General features: G+C 65.1%; 17 protein-coding genes. 7 read left to right on the top strand and 10 right to left on the bottom strand.

Going from position 1 to position 24,314, the window contains the following annotated elements; all coding sequences use genetic code 11:
- Positions 1–75: 75 nt before the first annotated feature.
- From AB4Z44_RS11175 to AB4Z44_RS11160, 4 genes are all read right to left on the bottom strand, one after another.
- Positions 76–2,577 (bottom strand): TonB-dependent receptor, encoded by a 2,502-nt coding sequence (locus AB4Z44_RS11175; protein WP_404714102.1) that lies wholly within the window; start codon positions 2,575–2,577, stop codon positions 76–78.
- A gap of 430 nt (positions 2,578–3,007) precedes the next feature.
- Positions 3,008–4,273, bottom strand: coding sequence for a chloride channel protein (locus AB4Z44_RS11170; protein ID WP_404714101.1), 1,266 nt, complete (start codon positions 4,271–4,273; stop codon positions 3,008–3,010).
- Positions 4,274–4,323: 50 nt separating this feature from the next.
- Positions 4,324–5,502 carry an aminotransferase class I/II-fold pyridoxal phosphate-dependent enzyme gene (locus tag AB4Z44_RS11165; RefSeq protein WP_404714100.1) on the bottom strand — a complete coding sequence of 393 codons (1,179 nt, stop codon included), beginning with the start codon at positions 5,500–5,502 and terminating at the stop codon, positions 4,324–4,326.
- Between the two features lie 196 nt (positions 5,503–5,698).
- On the bottom strand, positions 5,699–6,556 hold the full coding sequence (locus tag AB4Z44_RS11160; protein WP_404714099.1) for a dienelactone hydrolase family protein: 858 nt from the start codon (positions 6,554–6,556) through the stop codon (positions 5,699–5,701).
- A 777-nt stretch (positions 6,557–7,333) separates the two neighbouring features.
- Here AB4Z44_RS11160 and AB4Z44_RS11155 point away from each other — a divergent pair.
- Positions 7,334–8,270 (top strand): IS630 family transposase gene (locus AB4Z44_RS11155; protein ID WP_404710065.1). Its coding sequence is split into 2 segments (ribosomal slippage): positions 7,334–7,663 and positions 7,665–8,270, totalling 936 coding nucleotides; the frame shifts between segments, so codons are not numbered across the junction.
- A 56-nt stretch (positions 8,271–8,326) separates the two neighbouring features.
- Here AB4Z44_RS11155 and AB4Z44_RS11150 read toward each other — a convergent pair.
- The 4 genes from AB4Z44_RS11150 to AB4Z44_RS11135 form a co-directional block, all read right to left on the bottom strand.
- The gene (locus AB4Z44_RS11150) at positions 8,327–10,429 is read right to left on the bottom strand and encodes a PQQ-dependent dehydrogenase, methanol/ethanol family (RefSeq protein WP_404714098.1); all 2,103 of its coding nucleotides are present in this window, start codon (positions 10,427–10,429) and stop codon (positions 8,327–8,329) included.
- A complete protein-coding gene (locus tag AB4Z44_RS11145; RefSeq protein WP_404714097.1) occupies positions 10,426–12,135 on the bottom strand; it encodes an FAD-dependent oxidoreductase in 1,710 nt (569 codons plus the stop codon). Before AB4Z44_RS11145 ends, AB4Z44_RS11150 begins: the two co-directional genes overlap by 4 nt.
- A gap of 135 nt (positions 12,136–12,270) precedes the next feature.
- Positions 12,271–14,517: a TonB-dependent receptor gene (locus tag AB4Z44_RS11140; RefSeq protein ID WP_404714096.1), complete on the bottom strand. Its 2,247-nt coding sequence runs from the start codon at positions 14,515–14,517 to the stop codon at positions 12,271–12,273.
- Between the two features lie 163 nt (positions 14,518–14,680).
- Positions 14,681–15,661: a helix-turn-helix domain-containing protein gene (locus AB4Z44_RS11135; RefSeq protein ID WP_404714095.1), complete on the bottom strand. Its 981-nt coding sequence runs from the start codon at positions 15,659–15,661 to the stop codon at positions 14,681–14,683.
- 221 nt (positions 15,662–15,882) lie between these two features.
- On the opposite strand from AB4Z44_RS11135, the gene AB4Z44_RS11130 reads away from it, so the two are divergent.
- From AB4Z44_RS11130 to AB4Z44_RS11120, 3 genes are read left to right on the top strand one after another with little or no spacing between them, the layout of a single operon-like run.
- A complete protein-coding gene (locus AB4Z44_RS11130; protein WP_404714094.1) occupies positions 15,883–16,431 on the top strand; it encodes a nuclear transport factor 2 family protein in 549 nt (182 codons plus the stop codon).
- Positions 16,428–17,537 (top strand): 12-oxophytodienoate reductase, encoded by a 1,110-nt coding sequence (locus tag AB4Z44_RS11125; RefSeq protein ID WP_404714093.1) that lies wholly within the window; start codon positions 16,428–16,430, stop codon positions 17,535–17,537. The genes AB4Z44_RS11130 and AB4Z44_RS11125 overlap by 4 nt, the downstream gene beginning before the upstream one ends.
- Before the next feature lie 52 nt (positions 17,538–17,589).
- Positions 17,590–18,552, top strand: coding sequence for a hypothetical protein (locus AB4Z44_RS11120; RefSeq protein ID WP_404714092.1), 963 nt, complete (start codon positions 17,590–17,592; stop codon positions 18,550–18,552).
- Positions 18,553–18,556: 4 nt separating this feature from the next.
- Here AB4Z44_RS11120 and AB4Z44_RS11115 read toward each other — a convergent pair whose 3' ends face one another.
- Complete coding sequence (locus AB4Z44_RS11115) at positions 18,557–19,867, bottom strand: MFS transporter (RefSeq protein WP_404714091.1); 1,311 nt, start codon at positions 19,865–19,867, stop codon at positions 18,557–18,559.
- A 100-nt stretch (positions 19,868–19,967) separates the two neighbouring features.
- Here AB4Z44_RS11115 and AB4Z44_RS11110 point away from each other — a divergent pair, with 100 nt between their 5' ends.
- Positions 19,968–20,780, top strand: a complete 813-nt coding sequence (locus AB4Z44_RS11110; protein ID WP_404714090.1) for a CmcJ/NvfI family oxidoreductase — start codon at positions 19,968–19,970, stop codon at positions 20,778–20,780.
- Positions 20,781–20,826: 46 nt separating this feature from the next.
- A complete protein-coding gene (locus AB4Z44_RS11105) occupies positions 20,827–22,104 on the top strand; it encodes a sugar MFS transporter (protein ID WP_404714216.1) in 1,278 nt (425 codons plus the stop codon).
- Between the two features lie 39 nt (positions 22,105–22,143).
- On the opposite strand, the gene AB4Z44_RS11100 is transcribed toward AB4Z44_RS11105, so the two are convergent.
- The gene (locus tag AB4Z44_RS11100; protein WP_404714089.1) at positions 22,144–22,833 is read right to left on the bottom strand and encodes a GntR family transcriptional regulator; all 690 of its coding nucleotides are present in this window, start codon (positions 22,831–22,833) and stop codon (positions 22,144–22,146) included.
- Between the two features lie 146 nt (positions 22,834–22,979).
- On the opposite strand from AB4Z44_RS11100, the gene AB4Z44_RS11095 reads away from it, so the two are divergent.
- Positions 22,980–24,305, top strand: coding sequence for an MFS transporter (locus AB4Z44_RS11095; RefSeq protein WP_404714088.1), 1,326 nt, complete (start codon positions 22,980–22,982; stop codon positions 24,303–24,305).
- Positions 24,306–24,314: the final 9 nt, after the last annotated feature.

Here is a 24,314-nt window from a genome sequence, read left to right as displayed (position 1 = left end):
AAGGCTCGCTGCGCGATTGCAACCGGGATGGTATCTTTCGGGGTTGGCCCGCAGGGATACCATCCGTTCCGTCTATCAGAATTTTCCGCCGATCCGCAGGCCATAGGTGCGCGGCTGTTCGGCGGCGGCGGAGATCACGCCGGCGGAATTGGTCGTGCCGCCGACGAGGCGCTGGTTGTTTTCGAGATTGAACACATAGACGCTCGCGAACCAGCGCTCGTTGTCGGTCGAGAGCGTGACCGATGCGTTGCTTACGAAAGCTGCCTCGGACTTGAGGTAGGAGAGATAGTCCGCCGACGAATAGCTCGATCCGCGATAGCGCGTGCCCGCCTGGAGCACGAGCTTGTGCGAGCCCAGCGGGATCGTCTGCTGGGCGTTGAGGTTGAGCGACCATTTGGGCGAATTGAATGCCTGCTTGCCCGAGCAATCGACGCGGAACACGTTCAGCACGCTGCCGTCGGTCGCGGTTTGCGTGATCGGTGCGTAGCCGCAGGCGGTGTTCGGCGGCAGCCCCTGGTTGGGCGCGTAATAGACGAAGCTGTCATATTTGGCGTCGAGATACTGGACGTTGGCGGACAGCAAGGTGTTTGGCGTCGCCAGCAGTTCGACGTCGAATTCGGCACCCTTGATCGTGCTGTTGCCGATGTTGCGCGTCAAATAGACCGTCGCGGGCGGGCTGCCGAGATCGTAGCCGAATTGCGTGAACTGCTGATCCTTATACTTCCAGAGGAAAGCCTCACCGTTGATCTGCAAGGTATTCCCGAAAAAGCGATTCTTGCTTCCGATCGTGTAAGCGCGGATCGTCTCGGGCTTGTACGATTCCACCCCGCGCGCGAATGAGAAACCGCCGCCATGGTAGCCGGTCTCGTAGCTCGCGTAGAGCATGTTGCGCGACGTGAGATCGTATTGCGCGGCCAGGCGGTAGGTGAATTTCTCGTTCTTCAGCCCGGAATCGATCGCAATCGGCGAACGCAGCACGAACGGCGCGGTCTGCGATCCGCCGAGGAAGGGCGGCAGGACATAGAGCGGCACCGACGTCACGGGGATGCCGCGCGACGTGTAGAAACTTTCCATTTCCGCCGTGCTGCGCACCGTGGGGACGAACGGCAGGGTGGGGCAGCTGTTGGGCGGGAAGCTCGCCGGATTGCCGCAGAACAGGATATAGACCTGCGACAGTCCGTCGAACGTCTTCTTGTCCGATGTGTAGCGGCCGGCCGCCGTCAGGCTCAATTTGTCGATCGGGCGGAAGGTGAGCTTACCGAACCCGGCATAGGATTTGGTCCCGGTGGTGAAATGCTGGATCGGCGACAGCGTCGACTGGTCGTAGAAGGCGTTGGGCGTGTTGATATTCTCGTCGAAATACATCCCGCCCAGCAGATAATCGAGCGATGGCCCGATCTTGCCCGCCAAGCGCGCCTCGACGCTGGTCTGCTTGTCCTTCTCCTTGACGCCGGCCTGGCGGAACACGCCGTTGAACGTGTAGTCGAGCTTGGCCTCGCGATAGGCCGGCTGGATCGTCAACGTGCCGATGTCGGTCTTGTAGTTCAGTTCGCCCGTGGCACCCCAATAATCGTCGTCGTTGTAGGGCTGGCCATCGACCACCGCCCCTGCGCGGCCGGCCTGCGTGACGAAGCGCGACGACAGCAACGCGTTCGACGCGGGATCGAGCAGCCCCTGCTGGCGGGAGAAATTGGTCGGCGTATATTTGTAGCCGGCAAAGCCGGTCGCGCCGAAGACCGGATCGACCGTGCCGAGGTAGAAGCCGCTCTGGCTGCTGCCGCCCTGGTGCGCATAATCGAGGCCGATGCGCAGGTTCAGCTGTTCGGTCGGCTCGGCATAGAGTTGGGCGCGACCGGCATATTCGCGCTGCTTGCCGGTGCCGTCGGACAGGAAGGCGTCGTGCCGCGCGATCGTGCCGGCAAAGCGCGCCGCCACCTTTTCGCCGACCGCCAGGTTCACCGCCGCCTGGCCGGTCAGCCAGTTGTAATTGCCGTAACCGAGCGTGAACTCGCCGCCATTCTCGCCCAGCTTGGGCCGGTTGGGGATGACGTTGATCGCCCCGCCCGTGGCGTTGCGGCCGTAAAGCGTCCCTTGCGGGCCCTTGAGCACCTCGACGCGCTGGAGGTCGTAGAAGACGCCGGACGTGGAGGAAGGCCGGCCGATATAGACGCCGTCATAATTGAACGCGATCGCCGGATCCGAATAGGAATTGACCGTGCCATTGCCGACACCGCGCACGAAGAAGGCGGTCGTCGGCCCACCGGTGCCACCGATCGCGGCCAGCGCAGGTGCGGTCCGCGCCAGATCTTCGGCGCGGATGACGTTCTGGCGCTGCAATTCTTCAGGCTTCACGACGTCGATCGCCAGCGGCGTGCGCTGGCTGCTTTCGCTGACCCTCTGCGCGGTGACGACGATCTCGGCGAGGCCCTGGCCCTCGGGCGTAACGGTGCCAACCGCCGCCCCTTGAGGCGCGTTTGCTGTGGGGGGAGACGGCGTTGCGGGTGCTTCCTGTGCGGCGGCAGGCATAGCCAGCACGAGCGCGCCGAACGACACGGACGCGAGCATTCCGTTCTTCATGATACCCTCTCCCTTTCGTCCGGGGTTTATTCCCGGATCCATGAATTTAAATTCCTGCTATCATGAATATAGGGGCGGCTCAATATGTTCGGTGCGCGACGGCAGCGGCGGGCCAACCGATGAGAACCGGCGGCAAACGTGTAGGGTCAGGTCGCAATGTCGCCGGTCATGCGAATCGGTTTCGCAGCCTCGGTGGCCGGCATGTCGAGCGTGGGAAGACCGCAAAGGCGGTGAGGCGTCCATGTCGGGAGGACTGGCCGAGAGTGTAACGGTGGACGTCCCCAGGTCGGCGCGCACGCGCTGCCCGTCCACCGAAACCAAATCGCTGAGGCTAACGCGACCCCTGCAATGGCCTGACGCTCTTATGATACGGAAAAGATTAAAAAATCGTTGCTAAGATAGGGACAGTGCCGCGTTCTGCGATCGCGTCTCAACGCTTCGGGGCGCCTGCATCCGCTGGCAGGAAGCCTGCCGCCAGGCCATGATAGAGCCGCTCGCGCGAGATGAGCGAAGCGGCGCCTTCGGCGATCAGCGCGGTCGCGAGCAGCGGCAGCATCAGACCGCGGCTTCCGGTCGTTTCGGACATGATGATCACCGATGTCAGCGGCGCACGCACCACACCCGTGAAATAGGCGACCATGCCGAGCAGCACGACCGCGCCGGTCGGCTCGCCCGGGAAGATCGCGTGGACGAGATTGCCGATGCCCGCGCCCGTGGCCAGCGAAGGCGCAAAGATGCCGCCGGGCAGGCCGGCGGCGGCGGTGGCCAGTGTCGCCGCGAACTTCGCGGGGCCGAACCACAGAGGGGCGTGCGCCCCGTCGATCATCGCCCGCGCGGCGGTGTAGCCGGTGCCCCAGGTCAGCCCGGTCGCCACCCCGAGGCTGGCCACCACCAGGCCGCATCCGCCCGCGAGGAGCAGCGGCTGCCCGCGCGAAATCCGCGCCGCGCCCCCGCGTGCCAGCCACAGCATGATGCGCGAGAACAGCCCGCCGCTCAAACCGCCGAGGATGCCCGCCACCGGTGCCAGAAACAGCACGGCACGCAGCGGCAAGGTCTGGCCGACGATACCGAAATAGACATAGTCGCCGGCGACGCCGAGGCTGATCATCCCTGCGATCAGCACCGCCGTCATCACCAGCAGGGTCATGCGCTGCTCGTAGGCGGCGGCGAGTTCCTCGATCGCGAAGGCGACGCCCGCGAGCGGGGTGTTGAACGCCGCGGCGACACCCGCCGCGGCGCCGGCGACGAGCACCGAGGCCCGCACGGGCACGCGCATCAGCCGGTGCGCATAGGCCATCACGGTCGCGCCGATCTGCACCGTCGGCCCCTCGCGCCCGACCGAGGCACCACAGGCGAGCGCAGCGGCGGTCAATACCGCCTTGGCGCCGGCGGTTCGCGCCGAGGCGAGCGACGCGGTCGCCTCTTCCGGATCATGCTTGGCGGCGATGATCTGGGGGATGCCGGAGCCGCGTGCGGCTGGGGCGAGGCGGGTCGTCACCCAACTGATGACGACGAAACCGAGCGGTGTAACGATCAGCGGCAGCCACCAGACGTGTGCGATCCGGTTCGCAAACAAGTCGCTCGCTTTGTCGGCAACCGCCGCGAACAGGATCGCGACGAGCCCGACTGCGACCGCGCCGCCGAAGATGGCGAGCCGCTGCCGCCATATCGGTGCGGTGGGGCCGTGGCGACGCATGAAAATCCGGCCTCTGCGAAGGGCGTTGTTGCGGTGGGCGGATCGATCGGTCAAAGCCCTTTTCCGTGAAGGGGAAAGGCAGGTTTCGCGCCCGCCTCCGTTGCGCGCTCGGCAAACCACGGCTTTATCCGTTCGATCGCTTGCTCGATCCGGTCGGTCGAGACCGCAAAGCTGAAGCGCATGAAGCGGTGTCCCTCGACCGGATCGAAATCCACGCCCGGGGCAGTGGCGACGCCGGTATCCTCCAGCAGGCGAGTGCAGAAAGCGAGGCTGTCGTCGGTCAGATGCCCGATATCGGCATAGATATAGAAGGCGCCGTCGGGCGGGGCGATCCGTGCCAGCCCGAGCGTAGGGAGGGCCGCCAGCATCAGATCGCGATTGCGCGCATAGGTCGCGATATGGCCCTCAAGCTCGTCGCGGCAATCGAACGCGATCAGCCCGGCATGCTGGCTGAGCGACGGCGGGGTGAGGAACAGGTTGCCGATCCGCGCCTTGGCCGCCTCGATCAGCGTGGGCGGCACGACCAGCCAGCCCAGCCGCCAGCCGGCCATGCTGAAATATTTGGAGAAGCTGTTGATGATCAAAGCCTGCGGCTCGACCTCGAGCATCGACGCGGTCGCGCCGGCATAGCTCAGCCCGTGATAGATTTCGTCGGAGACGATGCGGATGCCGTGGCGGCGGCAGGTCTCGGCGATCGCCTGCAATTCGTCGGGGGCGATGATCGTGCCGGTCGGGTTGGCGGGGCTGGCGACGATCAGCCCGTCGGGCTTGGGCTCCATCGCCTCGATCGCGGCGGCGGTGACCTGGAACCGCTCGGCCGCGCCGCACGCCATCTCGATCGGCACCATGTGCAGCGCCTTCAGCGTGTTGCGATAGGCGACGTAGCCGGGCCGGGCGATCGCCACCCGCGCACCGGGCGCGAAGAGGGTTGTCAGTGCCAGCACCAAAGCGGGCGAGGCGCCGCAGGTGAGCAGCACCTGATCGGGATCGAGCTCGACCCCATAGGCCTCGGCATAATGGCGGGCGATGCGCGTTCGCAGCATCGGGCTTTCCCAATAACCCATGCCGTCTGCGTCGAGGATGCGATGCGCCTCGCGGATCGCGGCGGCGGGCGCGCCCGTCGAGGGCTGACCGAACTCCATATGGATGATCGACCGCCCCTCCACCGCGAGACGGTGGGCGAGGCGGCTGATCGTGATGGCCTGGAAGGGCGCGATATCTGCAGTCACGCCCGCCGTTTAGGGCGCGGGAGGCGGGGAGGGCAACCCAAAGTCCCCTCTCGTTTCCGGGTAGCCCGATCCCCTCCACCATCCGTCATGCTGAACTTGTTTCAGCATCCACCAGGCATCCGCACAGACGGTGCGGCACGCGCGGTGGACCCTGAAACAAGTTCAGGGTGACGGGTGGATGAGACGGACGGCGTTCTTAAACCAGATTCGCCTTGTAAAACGCCGCCAGTGCCGCCCACGCACGCTCCGCCGCCGCCTGATCGTAGACCTGGCTGCCCGGAACGGTCCAGCCATGGTCGCCCGGATAGACCTCGACCGTCCCCGGCCGGCCCGCCGCCTTGAGCGCGTCCTTCAGCACGTCCTTCGATTTGGGCTCGCGTGCATCGTCATTCTTGGCGACGCAGATCAGATAGGCCGCCTTGGTCTTGGGGATCAGCAGATGCGGGCTGGCGGGCGTATCGGTGACGAGGCCGCCGCCATGGAAGGTCGCGATCGCGCCGATCCGGTTCGGCACCGCCGCGCCGGTATGGAAGGAAAGCGGGCCGCCCATGCAATAGCCCTGCACGCCGGCCTTCTTACCTTTTGCGGTCTGCTTCTGCGCGTCGAGGAAGGCGAGATAGGCGGTGGCGTCCTTCTCGACGCCTTCGTCGGTCATCGCCGCGCGATAGCCGAACAGGGTCTTGCGCGCTTCGGCATTGTTGAAATCGAATGCGCCTTCCACGACCGGCGCATGCTTGCTGCGATAGAAGGGGTTGGGCACGAGCACGACATAGCCCTCGGCCGACAGCCGCCGCGCCATGTCGCGGAACACCGGGCGCAGCCCCATGATATCGGGCCAGACGAGCACGGTGGGCCACGTGCCCTTGCCGGCGGGATAGAAGAGCGCGGCATCGCAGGTGCCGTCGGGCGTGGTAATCGTCACGTCCTTTTCGACGACGTTGTCGGCGGCGTGTGCGGCAGTCGCGATGCCGGCGACCATGCCGGTGGCGACGAATGCGCGGCGCGACAGGCGCCAGTCCTCGACCAGTCCCTGATGGATATCGTTATCGCACATGCCGATTCTCTCCCGTCGTTGACTTTGTCGCATGGTCGGCCCGTGCGCGCGGCTGTCAATAGGCGCACTTGATGATGTTCGCTTGGCTATGCAAACCATGGCGCGAAGGCGTCGATATGGCCGGTGTCTATAGCTGGGTTACGACATGTCTTGCTCCGGGTAACTTGGTGTATAGGAAGCGTAAGCCAGACGGTGCAATTTTGCAGAGTCTTAAATCGTGATGCGCAAAAGGGCTGGAATGTTTAGCCACTTTCCAATGATCTCAAATAATCTCGATCAGCCGAGATCGGCGATACCCGGTTTTGTAGCCGCGATCTGCGGATTCTTTTGCCTTGGCGGCTGCGGTATGGTCTGCGAGGACAGAATTGAAAGAACATCGCCGTTGGATGCATCATCAAAAATGGATGGGTTCGTTGACGAGCAATGGCCGATGGGCCCATTTCTAGCCGGCTATGCTGAACGCTATATCAGACATGAAATTTCGAACAGCCGTGGTAATCGGCTCTACGCATTGGCCCGTTTGGGTTTTTCTTGCCAAAAAATCAACATCGGAAATAGTGAGTGTCATTATAAGAGAATTATAAAATTCGATACCGTAAATTATTGTAAGAGAAATTACAGGGTTGGTGAAACGATATCAGTCAATATAACAGCGAGATTTTCTGACAAAGATATCGATTTGAATACTAGAGCGGGATGACGTTTGAATGAATCGGGGGATTCACACGGGTCTGATTTTCTGATTCAAGCTTCGTGCTGGGTTGGAGGCCAGCGACGATGAAACCCTATTCGATGGATTTGCGGGATCGCGCGATTGCGCGGGTGCTGGCGGGGGAGACGGTTCGATCGGTGGCGGAGGCGCTGAGTGTCAGCGCCGCGACAGTGGTGCGCTGGGCGCAGCGATATCGCGGATCGGGCAGCGTGGCTCCGGGCAAGGTGGGCGGCCACAAGATCGGCATATTGTCGGGCGGCAACCGCGACTGGTTGCTGGAGCGGGCAAAGACAGACTTCACCCTGCGCGGGCTGGTGGCCGAACTCGCCGAACGCGACGTCACGGTAGACTATGTGCAGGTCTGGCGTTTCGTCCATGCCGAGGGCCTGAGCTTTAAAAAAAAGCGTGCTCCCCGCCGAGCAGCTACGACCCGCAGTGGCACGGCGGCGCGAGCAGTGGAAGAAGTTCCAGAGCCGGCCTGATCCAGCGCGCCTCGTCTTCATCGACGAGACCTGGGCCAAGACCAACATGGCGCCTCTGCGTGGGTGGGCGCCGGTCGGCAAACGGCTCCATGCCAAGGTGCCTTACGGCCACTGGAAAACGATGACCGTCATCGCCGCCCTGCGCTCCGACCGGATCGATGCGCCGTTCGTGTTCGATCAGCCGATCAACGCCGCCAGCTTCACCGCGTGGGTCGAAACCCAGCTCTGCCCAACGCTGCGCGCAGGCGACATCGTCATCATGGACAACCTCTCCAGCCACAAGACACCCGCCGTCAGGGCCGCCATCCGCGCCAGAGGCGCTCGCCTTCTCTTCCTGCCGCCCTACAGCCCAGACCTCAATCCGATCGAGCAGGTCTTCGCCAAGCTCAAACACCTGCTCCGAAAGGCCGCAGAGCGAACGCACGACGCAACATGGCAGCGCGTCGGAGCGCTGCTGGATCGGTTCCCACCCGATGAATGCAGCAATTACCTGCGAAACTCAGGCTATGGTGCAACTTAACGTCATCAGACTCTAATGTCGTGCGAAAGGTGGATTGATTCCAGCACGCGCGAATATCACATGGCGTGGACGACGTCGGTCTTCGGGGCGAGCGCCTGCTGGCGGATATAGTGGCGCAACGCGTCGAGATCGGCGGGGCCGAGATCGCCGAATTTGGGCATGCCCTGCTTGAGCAAGGCGCCCTCCTTCACGATCTGCGCGAACGTGTCGCGATCGAGCGGCACCGGCGATGCGCGCAGATCGGGTGCGCCGCCCGAGGCGATCGCGCCGACACCGTGGCAGGTCATGCAGGCATTGTTGAAGATCGCGCCGCCCGCCGCCGCCAGTTTGGGGTCGGGCACGAGTTCGCGGCTGGTGAGCGGCTGCTCGGGCGCATGTTTCGGGATCGCCGGCAGCTTCGCTTTGCCGCCGAGCGCGAAGGTGAGCAGCATTCGCGGATGGGTGCGGTAGGTCCAGCCGAATTTGGACTGGCCGGTCAGGGTGGCCGAGGGCGATCCGCTGGGCGGGCCGACCACGACCGACACCATCTGGCGCCCCTTGGCAGTATAGCTGATCGGCGCGCCCAGCACCGAAACCCCGGCAGGGAAATGCCACAGCAATTTGCCGGTGCCGGCGTCGTAGGCGTTGAACGTGCCGTCGATATGCCCCTGGAAGACGAGGCCGTCGGCGGTCGCCATCGTGCCGCCGTTGATGATGCCGGGGGTCGGCACCTGCCACCGCGCTTTCTGCGCCACAGGATCCCAGCCCTGGAGCATGCTCGAGAAGGTGTCGGCCGGTGCGGTCAGGGTACCGGCGCCGCCCATGCCGGTGTTCCAGGCATCGTTGATCGGCTTCCAGTCGGCCGGCTTGATGCCCTCGGACGAGTAGATGTCGGCCTGGTGGATTGTCGGGATATAGGCCAGCTTCGTCTTCGGGCTGTACGACATGGGCTGCCAATTGTGCGTGCCGTAGGTGCCCGGCCATTGCAGGATCGGGCCATTCTCGTAGCGGATCCCCGGATTTTCGATCGGTCGCCCGGTCTTGAGATCCACGCCCTTTGCCCAGGTCACCAGCCCGATCTTCTCCGCCGAAATCAATTTGCCGGTTTCGCGATCTATCACATAATAGAAACCGTTCTTCGGCGCCTGCATCAGCACCTTGCGCGGGCGGCCGCCGATGGTGAGCGTCGCCATCGCGATATCCATCGTCGAATTATAGTCCCACGCCTCGTCGGGATTCTCCTGGTAATGCCAGACATATTTGCCGGTGTTGGCATCGAGCGCGACGATCGAGGCAATGAAGAGATTGTCGCCCTTGCCGGGGTTGCGGATCTTCCAGTTCCAAGGGCCGGCATTGCCGGTGCCGATATAGAGCCGGTGCAGTTCGGGATCGTAGGTCATGGCGTTCCAGACGGTGCCGCCGCCGCCATATTTCCACCATTCGCCGGTCCACGTCCTGGCGGCCATCGCCATCGTGTCGTTCTCGAAGCCTTTGGCGGGATCGCCGGGCACGGTGTAGAAGCGCCAAAGGAATTTGCCGGTTTCGGCATCGAAGCAGCTGACCGCGCCGCGCGCCCAGCGCTCGGCGCCGCCGAAGCCGATCACGACCTTGCCGTCGAACACGCGCGGCGCGCCGGTAATGTCGGCCTCGCCCATCGCGTCGACGCTCTTGTCGAGCGTCTGCGTGCTCCAGACGAGTTTGCCGCTCTTCGCGTCGATCCCGATCAGGCGGCCGTCCTGCGTCGCGACGATGACGCGGTCCCTCCACAAGGCCAGCCCGCGAATGCCCCAGCCCGAGATGAGCTTGCGCCCGCCGACCCCGGCGACATCGGGATCGTAGCGCCACAGCAATTTGCCGCTGAGCGCATCGATCGCCTGGACGACGCTGAGCCCGGTCGCGACATAGAGGATGCCGTTCGCCGCCAGCGGCTGCGAGTCCGCGCGGAGCGGCGTGTTGAGGTCGAACGACCAGGCCAGCCCGAGCTTCGCCACGTTTGCGGTCGTGATCTGCGCGAGCGGCGAATAATGGTTCTCGCTATAGGTGCGCCCATAGCTGCCCCAATCGGTGCCGTCGGCTTCGTTGCTCAAGCGCGCGGTGTCGATCCCGGTCGAGGAGAGCGCATGGCTCGCGACCAGCGATCCGAGCGCCAGCGCCGACAAGGCAGTGCCAAGCCGCCTCATGCCGCGCCCGCGATATGGCGCGCGGCGAGATAGCCGAAGGTCATGCCGGGGCCGAGCGTGCAGCCGCCCGCGATATAATCGCCCGCGGTGATGCTCAGCATATCGTTGCCGACCACATAGAGGCCCGCGATCGGCTGGTTCTGCTCGTTCAGCACGCGCGCATGCTCGTCCGCCTGCAGGCCGGCGAAGGTGCCGACGCAGCCGGCGAAGACGCGGACGGCGTAATAAGGCGCCTGATCGAGCGGCCCGATGCAGGGGTTGGGCTTATGCTCGGGATCGCCATTGGCGATGTCGAACGCATTGGTGCCCCGATGGAAATCGGGGTCGTGCCCCTCGGCGGCGAAATGGTTGTAGCGGCTGACCGAGGCCGACAGTCCGTCGGGATCGATCCCGCATTGTTCGGCCAGCTCACGTACCGTCTTGCCCATCTTGAGATAACCGCTCTTGATGAAATGCTTGTACGGCAGGGGCGCGGGCCGGATCGGTCCCTGGCCGTAGCGGCGCAGGAAGCGATGGTCGAACACCAGCCACGCCACCGCCTCGGGCTGGCCGGCGGTCTTGGCGAGCAGGTTGATCCCGACATCGTGGTAGGAGCGCCCTTCGTTGGCGAAGCGCATGCCGTCGCGCGTCACCGCGATCGCGCCGGGGACGCCGCGATTGAAGAAGCAGGGCATCGTCTCGAGCGCGCCTTCGCCCGAAGCGAGGCGCGTGATCGGGGTGAGCGCGATCGGGGATTTGACGTCGGCGTTGAAGCGGCCGCCGACCGCCTCGCCCATGCGGATGCCGTCGCCCGAATTGCCGTAGGGGAACATGCCCCAAACCTCTGGCGCGGTCGCTCCGGTGGGGAAGAGCTCGGCGCGCCGTTTGGAATCGTGCGGGAAACCGCCGGTCGCAAGGATGACGCCGCGCTTCGCGACGATCTGGCGCAGGCCCTGCGGGGTATCGACTTCGGCCCCGGTCACGCGGGTGCCGTCGAAGAGCAGGCGGCGCGCCGGGCTGGAGGTCCAGAGCCTCATGCCACGCGCAAATGCCCCCGCCGCGAGACCGCCGACGAGCGCGTTGCCGAGCGCGAGCCGCATCGTTCGGCCTGCCCGAAACTGATCGCGGACCCGCAGCATCATGCACTTCGCGACATAAGCGGCCGAAGCGAGCTTGCGACCGGCCGTCATATAATAGCCGACCTCGTTGACCCCGATTTGCATACCCAGGAACGTGCCCGTCTCCAGAGCAGGACGCAGCCGCGCGAGATCCTTGCCTAGCGGGGCGGCATCCCAGTTGATCGGGTAAAGCCCGCGTCCCTTGGTGGATCCGCCCGGCGTATCGCAATGATAGTCCGGGAAGCCCTTGAGAAAGCCGAAGCGGACCGGGCTGTTCGCCTCGACGAAATCGACCATCGCCGGCCCCGCATCGACGAACGCCTCGACATTGCGCTGGTTGAAGCGATGGCCGGTTTCGTTGCGGAAGAAGGTGATCGCGGCCTCGCGGCTATCCTCCACCCCGGCGCGCGCCGCATGGCTGGTGTTGGGCACCCACAGGCATCCGCCCGAGCGCGCCGAGGCGCCCCCGAACTTCTCCTCTTTCTCCACCATGAGCACCGACAATCCCGCGACCGAGGCGGTGAGCGCTGCGCTCATCGCTGCGGCGCCGGTGCCGATGATCAGCACGTCGCAGGTCACCGGCCCCGCCGACAACTCCGTTTCCGCCATGGTGCCGGTTTCTCCTGCCTTTATTTCGTCATTCCCGCGCAGGCGGGAATCCATATTCTCTAACGTTTCGAGATATTCGCGAGCTTCAGAGCATATGGATTCCCGCCTTCGCGGGAATGATGGTTGGATATTGTCCTAGAATTTCGCCGTGGCGCGTCCGCCGAAGGTCCGCGGCGGCAGCGGCACGCCGAGTTCATAGGGCCCGAGCCCGCCAACCGCGGTCGTCAGCGCGCCGTTATTGGTGATGTTGTTGACGAACGCGCCGAGCGTCCAGCGGCCGTTGGGCGCGGTGTAGGTCAGGTCCGCATTGGCGCGCCAATAGCCCTTCTGCAGCGACCCGGGCGACAGGCGGTAATCGACATATTGATTGCTCTCGTAATGGCCTTCGCCATGAGCGACGACCTTGCCGCCGCCCGCCATCTGGAACGTATGGCCGTAGCTCAGCGTGAAGGTATGGCCCGGCGCATTCTGCATGCGCTTGCCGCTGAGATCGAGCCCGGCGCCCGGCACGACGAAGGTCACGTATTTGGCGTGGAGCAACGACAGATTGGCGTCGAAGCGATCGTCGGGGGTGAGCAGGAAGCTGCCTTCCACCTCGCCGCCATACATGCGCGCCTTCTGCGAATTGACGTTGAGGCCGACGGTGATCCCTTGCGGCGTCGTGTAGAAGGCGCTCGTCTGGTAGCCGCGATAATCGTAATAGAAGCCCTCGGCATTGAGCTGCAGCCGGTTGTCGAGGAAGCGGCTCTTGATACCGGCCTGATAGGCGGTGTTCTTCTCCGGCCCGAAGATCGACGAGACCGCCGAGCCGGGGGGCACGCCGTTGACGCCGCCCGATTTGAAGCCGGTGCTGATATGGGCATAGCCCATCACCTGATCGGCGATGTCATATTCGAAGCCGGCCTTATAGGTGAAGCGATGCAGTTTCTGCGTGCCGCCGACGGCGACCGTCACCAAAGTCGGCCCGGGATTGACCAGGCCGACGCGGCCGGTGAGCTCCTTCTTGTCCTGCGTGTAGCGGCCGCCAGCGACGAGGCGAAAGCCGGTGAAGATCGGTACCGACACCTGCCCGAACACCGATTGCGAGCGGTAGACGTAGCGATCGATGTCGTTCTTGAAATAGACATGGCCGATCGTGTCGAAGCCGGGCTCGTTGGCCGTGATGAACGCGCCCTGCGAAGTCAGGAAATAGTTCTGCTCGCGCGAATGCTGGCGGCCATAATAAAGGCCGGCGACCCAGGTGATCGGCGATCCGGCCTTCGATGAGAGCCGCAATTCTTCCGAATGCATCTGATCGATCGCTGCCGGGGCGAAGCCGAAGAATTGCGAATATTCCTGATCGCTGCGATAATTGAGCGAGCGATAGTTTGGCACCCACGTCAGGGTCGCGAAATCGAGATCGTAATTGACCTGTGCGTAGATCGCATAATTCTTGTCGCGCAGAATTTGCGGTTCGTTGATGTTGGTGACGTCGTTCGTGCCCTGGCCGGCGGTGCCGGCGAACGGGCGCCACTTCACGCCCTTGCAGGCCGCATCGATGCTGCCGGGCGGGCAGGGGGAGTCGGTCGGGCCCTTCTCGTTCTGGCGGGTATATTCGGCGGTCAGCAAGACTTCGAGCCGCGGGGTGACGTGCGCCAGCAGGCGGGCGCGGAAGCCGAGCGCATTCTGATCGCCGAAGCCATTGTCGAAATAGCCGTTATGCTGGCTGCTCGCGCCCGAAATGCGCAGCGCGATATCGTCGGACAGCTTGACGTTGACCATGCCCTCGGTCGCGACCAGCCCGTAATTGCCGGCCGACACGCTGACCTTGGCGGCGAAATCCATGGTCGGGCGCGCGGTGATGAGATCGACCGAACCGCCGGTCGAGTTGCGCCCCTGCAGCGTCCCTTGCGGGCCGCGCGCCAGCTCGATCCGGTCCAGATCGAACAGCAGGTTGGGCACGGCATAAGGCCGGTCGAGATAGATGCCGTCGACATTGTAGGCGACCGACTGGTCCACCGCCGGCTGCGACGAATAATTGCCGACGCCGCGAATGTAGGTGAGCAAAAGGAAGCTGGGCTGGAACTGCACCGCGGGCGCGAGACCGGCAAGCTGCCCCAGATCGTTGATGCCGCGCGCCTGCATCGTCGCCGCACTCACCGCGGTGATCGAGATGGCGGCGCGCTGGAGGTTTTCGGAGCGCTTCGCTGCGGTGACGACGATCTCGCCCAGGCCGGTATCGGTGGATGTCGCGGCGGCAGGCGCGGTCGTGTCCGGCGCGCCGCCGGTCGCGGCCTGTTGCGCATAAGCGGTGGTCGCCGTCGTCGCGAGCAGCATCGCTGCCGTCGATCGGAGCATCGCCGATCCGGCGGAGTGGCGCTGGCCCTCCCTGTGCATGCGCATAACCAATCTCCCCTCATTCCGTCTTTGGACCGCGCGCAAAATGTCGCGGACAGAGGTGAGCTAGGCTTGCGGGGGCAGCACGTCTTTCCCGCGAACGAAGCGGCCATTTTCGTTTGCGCGAATAGATGAAGAGCCGAATTGGCCGTCAACGCGGTTCGCGCTGTTATTGAAATCCGCGCTGCGATTGTGCGTTCATCCTGAAATCGCGGGGGGAAATGCCGAAGCGATGCTTGAACTGCGTGGAGAAATGCGAGGAGCTGTTGAATCCGCAATCGTAGAGGATTTCGGTGATCGATCGCGCATTGTGCAGATCGCCCAGCATGCGCGCCGACGCCTCGAGCCGCAGCTCGCGAATATATTCGGACGGCGTGGTCTGCTCGGGTGCGAAGGCGAGTTGCACGTAACGCGGGCTCAGATTGAGGCTGCGCGCGATCGTACCGACCGAAAGATCGGGATCCTTGTAATGATCCTTGACGAAGGCCTTCACCTGCATGCGCCGCACATCGAGCGCGGAGCTGCGGATCCGCTCCACATCTGCGGGATCGGTCGAGTTCGAGAGGGACGCGACCGACAGCATCTCCATGAAGGATCGCGCCAGTTTCAGCCCTGCCACGTCCAGCAGTCCCGCGGACGAGATCGCCCAGGCGGAGTCGACGATGCCCTTCAATGATTCCTGCAGGCAGTTCGGAATGTTCAGCCGGCGGCCGACGATATCGTCGGCATTGGGCACATATTGGTGGAACAGATCCTCCTCGATGATCAGGCACGACGTTTCGTACGGGCGCGACATGAACCATTCGCTCGGCGTGCTGGAGCTCAGGATCATCACCTCGTCGGGCTGCACCTGGATGATCGGCTTGCCCGGCAGACGGATGTGGGTCGTCTGGTTGGCGCTATAGGCATAATAACGGCGCTTGTGCCGGCTGGTGGCGCAGCTGTTGATCATCCGCTGCGGCGTCATCTGCGCGCGGCTGACGCTGACGCCGTCGGTATAAGCCCAGCTGACGCGCGATGCGCCCTGCATCGGTCCGATCGGCTCGGCCGCCCAGCTCGAATAGAAGCATTCGGACACGATCGATCCGATCATCCGAAAGCGCTCGCGGATATTGGGTGAATTCGCCTCGGACGTCTGGACGTGGCCCACGGGATAAACCCTCCTTTTTGGCATCACTCTCGCGCGAGCGGGTTGACCCGCTTCGGTGAAATGAAAATGTCCCTTGGCGGGGATGGGCGCAAGCGCTTTGTGCGCCGGATCGGGCCGCGCTTCGCGCCCGGGCAAGCGATCGGTTCGGAAACACGAAAGCCGATGCCGGAAACTTGGGTGTAGCCCCGCTCCACAGCCAGAATATGCCGGGAGAGCTTCTTGTGACGATATCCGAGGAAGCCTTTGCGGCGCTTGAAAGCGAAGTCCGTCTTCTGCGCGATCGCCAGGAGATTCTCGACTGCATCAATCTCTATGGGCGCGGGCTCGATCGGCTCGATGCGGGCCTGATCCGCAATGCCTACCATCCCGACGCGATCGACCAGCATGGGCCCTTCCTCGGCGGCGTCGACGAGTTCGTGCCGTTCGCGATCGAGATCGAGGGCAGCTTCGTCGCGACCCATCACGGCATCACCAGCCACAATTGCGAGATCGACGGCGACGAGGCGCATGCCGAAAGCTATGTCTATTTCTTCGTGGTGCAACCGGGCGGGCAGATGCTGGGATCGGGCTATGGCCGCTATATCGACCGGCTCGAGCGGCGCGACGGCAAATGGGCGATCTCGGTGCGGCGGCTCGTGATGGATTGCAGCTTCGAGATCGCCAAATCCGGCTGGCTCGGCCCGGCCTGGGACGAGATCCGCGCGCATCGCGATCCCACCGACATGAGCTACGAGCGCCCGCTTCAGCCGCCCCGGGGCGCATCGCTGTGAGCGCGGATATATCGGGGCTGTTCAGGCCTTTCACGATCGGTCCGATCACACTCGCCAACCGCTTCGTGATGCCGGGCATGCAGCGCGGCTTCAGCGAAGGCGGACGCCCGCTGCCGCAGCTTGCCGATTATTATCGACGGCGGGTCGAGGGTGGGGTCTCGCTGGTGATCAGCGAATCCTGCGCGATCGCGCACGAGTCCGCCACGGCCCAGCCCGCTGCCTCGCGTCTCGCACCCGACACCTTCGATGCATGGGCGCGCTGCGTCGGTGCGGTCACCGATGCCGGGGGCCATATGCTGCTGCAATTGTGGCACGAGGGCGGGCTGCGCAAGGACGAGGACGGACTGACCCTCAGCGCCTCGGGCTACGGCCATCCCGGCCTGCAGCGCGGCCGCGCGGCATCGCCGGCCGAGCTCGGCGAAATGATCGACGGCTTCGTCACCAGTGCCTTGCTCGCCCAGAAGGCGGGTGCGGCGGGCGTCGAGGTGCATGGCGCGCATGGCTTCATGCTCGATCAATTCCTGTGGGCGGCGACCAACCAGCGCGCCGACGGTTATGGCGGCGCGGCGATCGCCGATCGGGTGCGCCTGCCCGCCGAGATCGTCGCCGCGATCCGTGCGGCCTGCGGGCCGGATTTCCTGATCTCCTTCCGCTTCTCGCAATGGAAGGAGCATGATTATACCGCGCGCGTCGCGCAAACGCCCGACGAGCTCGGCGAGATGCTGGCGATCCTGCGCGAGGCCGGGGTGGACATGCTCCACGCCTCGACCCGCCGGTTCTGGACCCCCGAATGGCCCGATCACGATTGGGGCCTAGCGGGGTGGACGCGCCATCTGAGCGGGCTGCCGACGATCACGGTCGGCAGTGTCGGGCTGGACCGCGACGTGATGGAAAGCTTCAGCACCGAAGGCGAGGCGCGATCGACGATCGAGACGTCGCTTGACGAGCTCAGCCGGCGGCTGGCGCGGGGCGAGTTCGACCTCGTCTCGGTCGGCCGCAGCCTGATCAGCGATCCCGATTGGGTCAAGAAGGTACACGACGGCGACTATGCCGCAATCCGTCCTTTCCAGAAGCGCGATATCGCGTCGCTGGAGTGGGAGGGCTGAGGATCAGCCCGCTAGCAATGAGCGAACGGGTGGGGCTTGAGGGGACAGGATCATGAAAGCACTCGTTGCAGCCGCCACAATGATGCTCGCCGCACCGGCCATGGCCGCTGAGAAACCGGCTTGCGATCGATCCTGCCTCGAAGGCTTCATGACCGCGTATCTTGGCGCAATCGTCGCGCATGATCCCGCCAGGATCCATGCCGTCCCGAACGTCAAATATACCGAGAACCAGGCGCTAGTGCCGATCGGCGAGGGGCTGTGGAAGAGCCTGCGCGCGATCGGCACCTACCGGATCCTCGCGTCGGATATCCGCAATCAGCAGATCGCCTTCATGGGCAATGCCCAGATCGCGAGCGGCTGGACGATGCTGACAGTGCGCCTGCGCATCCAAGATGGCCGGATTTCGGAGATCGAGGCGATCGCGCCTGGCGCTGCCGCCAGTGCGGGTACCTTCGATCTCTCCAGCGGCGCCGGCAAGCTGACGCTCGCGCGCCCGGCTTTCGCCACCGCGCTCCGGCCCGAGGAGCGGCGCGACCGATCGCAGATCATCCAGGCCGCCGATCTCCATTATGTCGGAATCGAACGCGGCAACGGCGATATCGTCCCGTTCGACAATGACTGCATCAAGGTCGAGAACGGCATCCAGCTGATCCGCAATCCCGCCTTCCCGAGCCCGGGCGTGTCGCCCTCGGGCAAGCCGGTGCCCAATTTCACCGCCATGTCGTGCCGCGATCAGTTCAACACCCACATCTGGGATACCGATACGATCACTGATCGGCGCTATCCGGTGGTCGACGAGGAGCGCGGGATCGTCGTCGCCTTCGCGATGTACAACCAGTATGTGAAAGGCCCCTGCGCCAACGTCGTCGACTACGGCACGATCTGCCCCAAACAGACGACCAAGCCTTATTCGCTGGCGATGGCGGAGGCTTTCAAGGTGCGGGGCGGTTTCATCGAAGAGGTGGAGTCGATTTTCACGGTGCTGCCCGTGCTGATGGAGCGGGGCGTCTGGTAGGGTCTCACGGGCGGGCCATATCGACCAGCCGGCCCGCATAGCGCGGCCCCAACAGGATCACCGCCAGCCCCGCCACGGCCGCGGCGATCATCAGCGGCACGAAGAAGGCCAGCGGATGGGCGCCGTCGATCGCCAGCAAGGCGCCGCCGGTGAACGCGCTCGTGATCCCGCCCGCCCGGCCTGCCATCAATCCGAAGCCCATCCCGCCCGCGCGACAGCCGGCCGGATAGCCGAACGACAATAAGGTATAGATCGTGGCGATCCCCCAGCCCGCCAGGATGCTGACCAGCGCGATCGCGCCGAGCATGATCCACTCGTCCGCCGCATCGAATGGCCCGTGCGCCACGAATAATGCGTAGAGCAGCGCCAGTGCCGGGATCGCGCCGAGGCTGCCGATCAGCGCCAGCGTGCGCACGCGGATCCAGCCGAGCAGCCATCCCGCCGCAAGCGACGCGCACACCGCCGAGAGGTTGAACACGAGCGAGCCGCGAATGGCATGGGGCAAAGGCCAGCCGAGCATCGTCAGCAGTACGGGCGCCCACGAGATGAAGGCATAGGCGATGAGCTGCAGGCAGAAGAAGGCCAGCCAGCCGCCGATATTGAGCCGCCGATTGGCGCGGGTGAAGACCGCGGACGCCGCGATCGGTGCGGCTGCGCGGGCGGTGGCTGGGCGGCGGCTGATCCGCGCGACCAAATCTTCGGCCTCGGCGTGGCGGCCTTTGGCGGCGAGATAGGCGGCGGATTCGGGCAGCAAGGCGACGATCACCGCGACCATGACGAGCGTGGCGATGCCGCAGGTGAAGAAGCAGCCGCGCCAGCCGACCAGCGGCAGCAGGAGCAACACCGCCCCGCCGCCGATCAGCCCGCCCATCGGTATCGTGATCGACAGGAAGGCCATTGCGCGCGGCCGCATCCCCGTCGGCAGCCATTCGGAGACGAGGGCCGCGCCATTGGGGGCGACCGCGCCGAAGCCGAGCCCGGCGATCAGCCGCAGCGCGACCAGTGGCAACAGCGAATGGATCAATCCCACCGCCACCGTGCACAGGCCGAACGACAAGGTCGCGCCGATCAGGACGGTGCGGCGGCCGAGCCGGTCGCCCAGCCACCCGCCCGATCCCGCGCCCAGCGCCATGCCGAGCAGGGCCGCGCTCATCGCCGGGCCGAAGCTGGCCTTGTCGACGCCCCATTCGCCCATGATCAGCGGCGCGACCAGGGCCAGCAGCTGGGTGTCGATCCCGTCGATCACCAAAGCGCACAGCACGAGCGCCAGCACCGTCCATTGGCGCCACGCGACCGGGCCGTCCTCCGCGATCATGCTCATCCCCTCCTGCGCGCGCGTATTTTGGCTTTCGGCGGCGTCGCATCGGGGTCTACAAGGGCGGGCAGCGAGCCGCAACAAGCCGGCCGATGCGAGGATGGCGATGGAAGCGGGCGCGATCGAAACCGAGATCACCTATGTCGTGCGCGGCGAGAAAGCGGTGTTCTGCGCCGCCGATCGCGATGCCTCCTACTGGCCGAAGGATCCGCACAGGGTGACGATCCACGACGTCCGCCCGATCACGGATCAGCTCTCGTTCGATCGCAACGGCTTCGTCCTGCTCGAGGAGCCGACCGCGGTCAGCGACTTCCGCGATCCCGCGCAGATCGCCGATGTCTACATTCCCGAGATCGTCGATCTGGTGAAGCGGCTTACCGGTGCGGAAAAGGTGATCACCTTCGGCACGATGATCCGCAGCGACAGTCCCGGCATGGAGGATGGCGGGCTGCCGGCGCATGGCGCGCATGTCGATTATGGCGATTACACGGTGCGCGAGACCACGCGGAATATCTTGGGCGACGAGGCCGACAAGTGGCTCGATCGCCGCTACATGCTGATCAACCTCTGGCGCCCGATCCGCACGGTCGAGCGCACCCCGCTGGCGCTGTGCGACGCGAGCACGGTGTTCGTCGAGGATATGTTCGACAGCGAGATACGCGGCGGGCTCGGCGACGCCAATCGCCCGTCGCTGTGGGGCTATAATCTGGCGCACCGGCCCGAGCATCGCTGGTACTATACGCCGCACATGCGGCCGGACGAGATCTACGCGTTCAAGCTGTTCGATTCCGATCGCACGCGCATCCAGCATACCGCCCACACCGCGTTCGACGATCCGACCGCGCCTGCCGATGCGGCGCCGCGCCAGAGCATCGAATTGCGCACCATTTCCTTCATGCCGGAAGACGCATAAGCCGAGCGATCAGAACTAGACGGAAGGGCGAAGCGTGGCGGCACCGATGGGGACGAGCGGATCGGTGGGCGCACGCGCGCCGCTGGCATCGGGGCCGGCGCTGCATGCGCTGGTCCTGCTGGTGTTCGCGCTCTTCTTCTTCTTCGGCGGCATCACCAGCCTGAACGACGTGCTGGTGCCCAAGCTCAAGGGCTTGTTCCAGCTCGATTATGCCGAGGCGATGCTCACGCAATTCGCCTTCTTCGCGGCCTATTTCTTCATCTCGCTGCCCGCGGGCGTGCTGGTCTCGCGGATCGGCTATATGCGCGCGGCGGTGGTGGGGCTGGCGGTGATGGCGGCCGGCTGCTTGCTGTTCGTGCCGGCGGCCGGATCGGGGCTGTTCTGGACCTTCCTCGTCGCCCTGTTCGTGCTCGCGGCGGGGGTCACGATCGTCCAGGTCGTCGCCAACCCGCTGATCTCGGCGCTCGGCAATCCGGCGACCGCATCGAGCCGGCTGACCTTCGCGCAGGCGTTCAACTCGCTCGGCACGACGATCATGCCCTATCTCGGCAGCCAGGTGCTGCTCGGATCGGTCGCGAAGACCGATCCCAAGACGCTGTCGGGGGCGACCCTGCTCGCATTCCAGCGCCACGAGGCGGCGGTGATCGGCCGCGCTTACATCGGGCTCGCGGTGGTGCTGGCGCTCGCGGCCCTGGTCTTCTGGTTCCGCCGCCGCGCTTTGCCCGCGAGCGGCGACAGCAGGGTCGGTCTCTTCCAGGGCTTCGAACTGCTCCAGCGCCCGCGCTTCGCGCTCGGCACCCTGTGCATCTTCCTCTATGTCGGCGCCGAGGTGACGATCGGCAGCGTGATGGTGAGCTACCTGAGCCAGCCCACCACGCTCGCGCTCAGCGAACATTCGGCGGGCGAGCGGCTGTCGCTTTACTGGGGCGGGGCGATGGTCGGCCGCTTCATCGGCTCGTGGGTGCTCCGGATGTTCTCGCCGGGCAAGGTGCTGGCGACCGTGGCGGCGATTGCAGCCGGGCTCGTGCTGGTCTCGATTTCCTCGACCGGCCACGTTGCGGGCTGGACCCTCCTTGCCGTCGGGCTGTTCAACTCGATCATGTTCCCGACCATCTTCAGCCTCGCCAGCGAAGGGCTCGGCGATCGGGCATCGGAGGGATCGGGCATCATCTGCATGGCGATCGTCGGCGGTGCGATCGTGCCGTTCGTCACCGGCAAGCTGGCGGATATGACCAGCCTGACGACGGCCTTGTTGCTGCCGGTGGCCTGCTATGGCGTAATCCTGGCGTTCGGCTGGTTCGCGCGGAAGCCCGTGTCCCAATGACGTCTCGTCATCGGGGCGCCAAAATCGCCGGAGGGCCCGTCACGCCTGCGTAGAGGGCATCAGCCGTTCGTAGGAGCGCTCGATATGCGCGCGCATCGCCGCCTCCGCGCCCGCCGCATCGCGCGCCGCGAGCGCCGCCACCAGCCGCTCATGCTCGACCAGGGCCTCGGTCGTTACCTCGCTGTGGAAGCGCAGGCGGAAGACATGCATGTGGATGTGGAGCCGGGCGAGCGACTCCTCGATGATCTGGTTGCCGCTGCCATGCGCGATCATGTCGTGCAGTTCGGCATCCTGGTCGGCAAAGCGATCGTAGGACGTGCGTGATTCGCCCGGTTCCATGCTCTTGGCGAGCGTGACCAGCTTCGCCAGATCCTCGTCGCTCATCCGCTCGGCGGCGCGCGCGGCGGCGTAAGGCTCGATCAGCAGGCGGACCTCGTAGAGCTGGTCAAGCTGGCGGCGGTTGAGCTGCGGCGCGCTGCAATAGCCGGCGAAATGCTTCTTGGTGACGAGCCCGACCGCCTCGAGCATGCTCAGCGCCTCGCGGATCGGGGTTTGCGAGACGCCAAGTTCGCGTGCGAGGCTGTCGATCGAGATGCGCGTGTCGGGCGGGATGCGCAGCGACATGATGTCGGCCCGGATCAATGCAAAGACCTCGTCGACGAAGCCCGGCGATCGCTTGATGCGGCCCGGCTTGGCGCTGGCGAAATTTCCCGTCGTTTGTTCCGTCATCGGCGCATCGTCCCGGCCGCGTTTGCCCGCCGGTTAGGACCAAAATTCTTCCCCATCCAGCAAATCCTGTATGATTCTGCCGCATAGAGCAATCGGGCGGGGATGCGTCTGGCATCAATCAGGTCCGGCAAGAGAGGGTGAACGGCATGATCGTGGAAGGGGAGGGCACGCGCCCTTCGGGTTTGCAGGCGCTGATCGATGCCGCACCGCTTTCCGCGCTCCAGATCCATGTCGTCCTGCTCTGCACCCTGGTGTCGGTGACCGAGGGGATCGATCTCACCATGATCCCCTTGCTGGCCCCGGCCATCGCCAAGGCGTGGGCGCTGCCGTCGGGCGCGTTCGGCGCGATCTTCGCCGCCGGGCCGATCGGGCTGATCGTCGGCGGATTCGCGATGGGCTATTTCGCCGATCGTTACGGCCGTCGCGCCTCGCTGATCGGGGCGATGGTGCTGATGACGGCGGCGACGCTGGCGACGGTGTGGATCCACACCGTTCCCGAAATGCTGGTCTGCCGGATCGTCACCGGCATTGGCTTCGGCGGGGTGATCCCGGCCTCGACCGCTTTGGTGTCCGAATTCCTCGCCACGAAGCGCCGTGCGAGCGTGGTCGCGTTCGTGATCCTCGGCCAGAATCTCGGCGCCGTGGTCGCGGCCTTTCTGGCCAGGCAGATGCTCGGCACGCACGACTGGCAGGGGATCATCCTCCTGACCGGCGGCATCTGCGCCGCGACCACGGTGCTGCTGGTCTTCGCCTTGCCCGAATCCCCGCGCTATCTGCTGCTGCGCCATCCCGGCGGCGCGAAAATCGCGGCGATGCTCGGCAAGCTCGGCATCGCGTCCGTGCCGTCGGCGGAGGGTGAGCGTGCCGAGGGCGGCAGGCGCGGCAGCGTGATCGAGCTGTTCCGCCACGGCCGCGCGCTCGGCACCTGCCTGCTGTGGGCGACCTTCATCGGCGTGTGTGCCGAGGTCAGCTTCTTCACCAACTGGCTGACGCTCATCTACACCTACGCCGGAAAGCCGGCGGCGATCGGCATGACCGCGATCGGCGTCTATAGCGCGGGCGGGGTCGTCAGCGGGCTGGTGGTCCCGCTTTTCTGTCCGCGCTTTACGGTTATCCGCGTGCTGATGGCCTGTGCGCTGATCGGCGCCGCCAGCGTCGCGGCCCTGGGCATGGTGCTGAGCGGCAGCGATGCGCTCAATATGGCGGTGGTCTTCGCCTGCGGCCTGTTCGTGCCGGGCGCTTTCTACCTCGTCTATCCGCCGGCGGTGGGTTTCTACCCGACGGCGATCCGATCGACCGGGGTCGGTGCTGCGGTGGCGTTCGGGCGGATCGGCAACGTGATCAGCCCGGCGGCGGCGGGCGCGATGCTGAGCGCGGGGATCGGGCCGCATATGGTCTTCTGGGTGATGGCGGTGCCGATGCTGCTGACCTTCGCCGCGATCGGGTTGTTCCGGCGGCTGGTGGTCGCGTGATGGGAGGTT

The organism is Sphingomonas sp. MMS24-J13 (assembly GCF_044905095.1).
GTDB lineage: Bacteria > Pseudomonadota > Alphaproteobacteria > Sphingomonadales > Sphingomonadaceae > Sphingomonas_I.
This window is presented reverse-complemented; position numbering and strand designations above follow the sequence as displayed.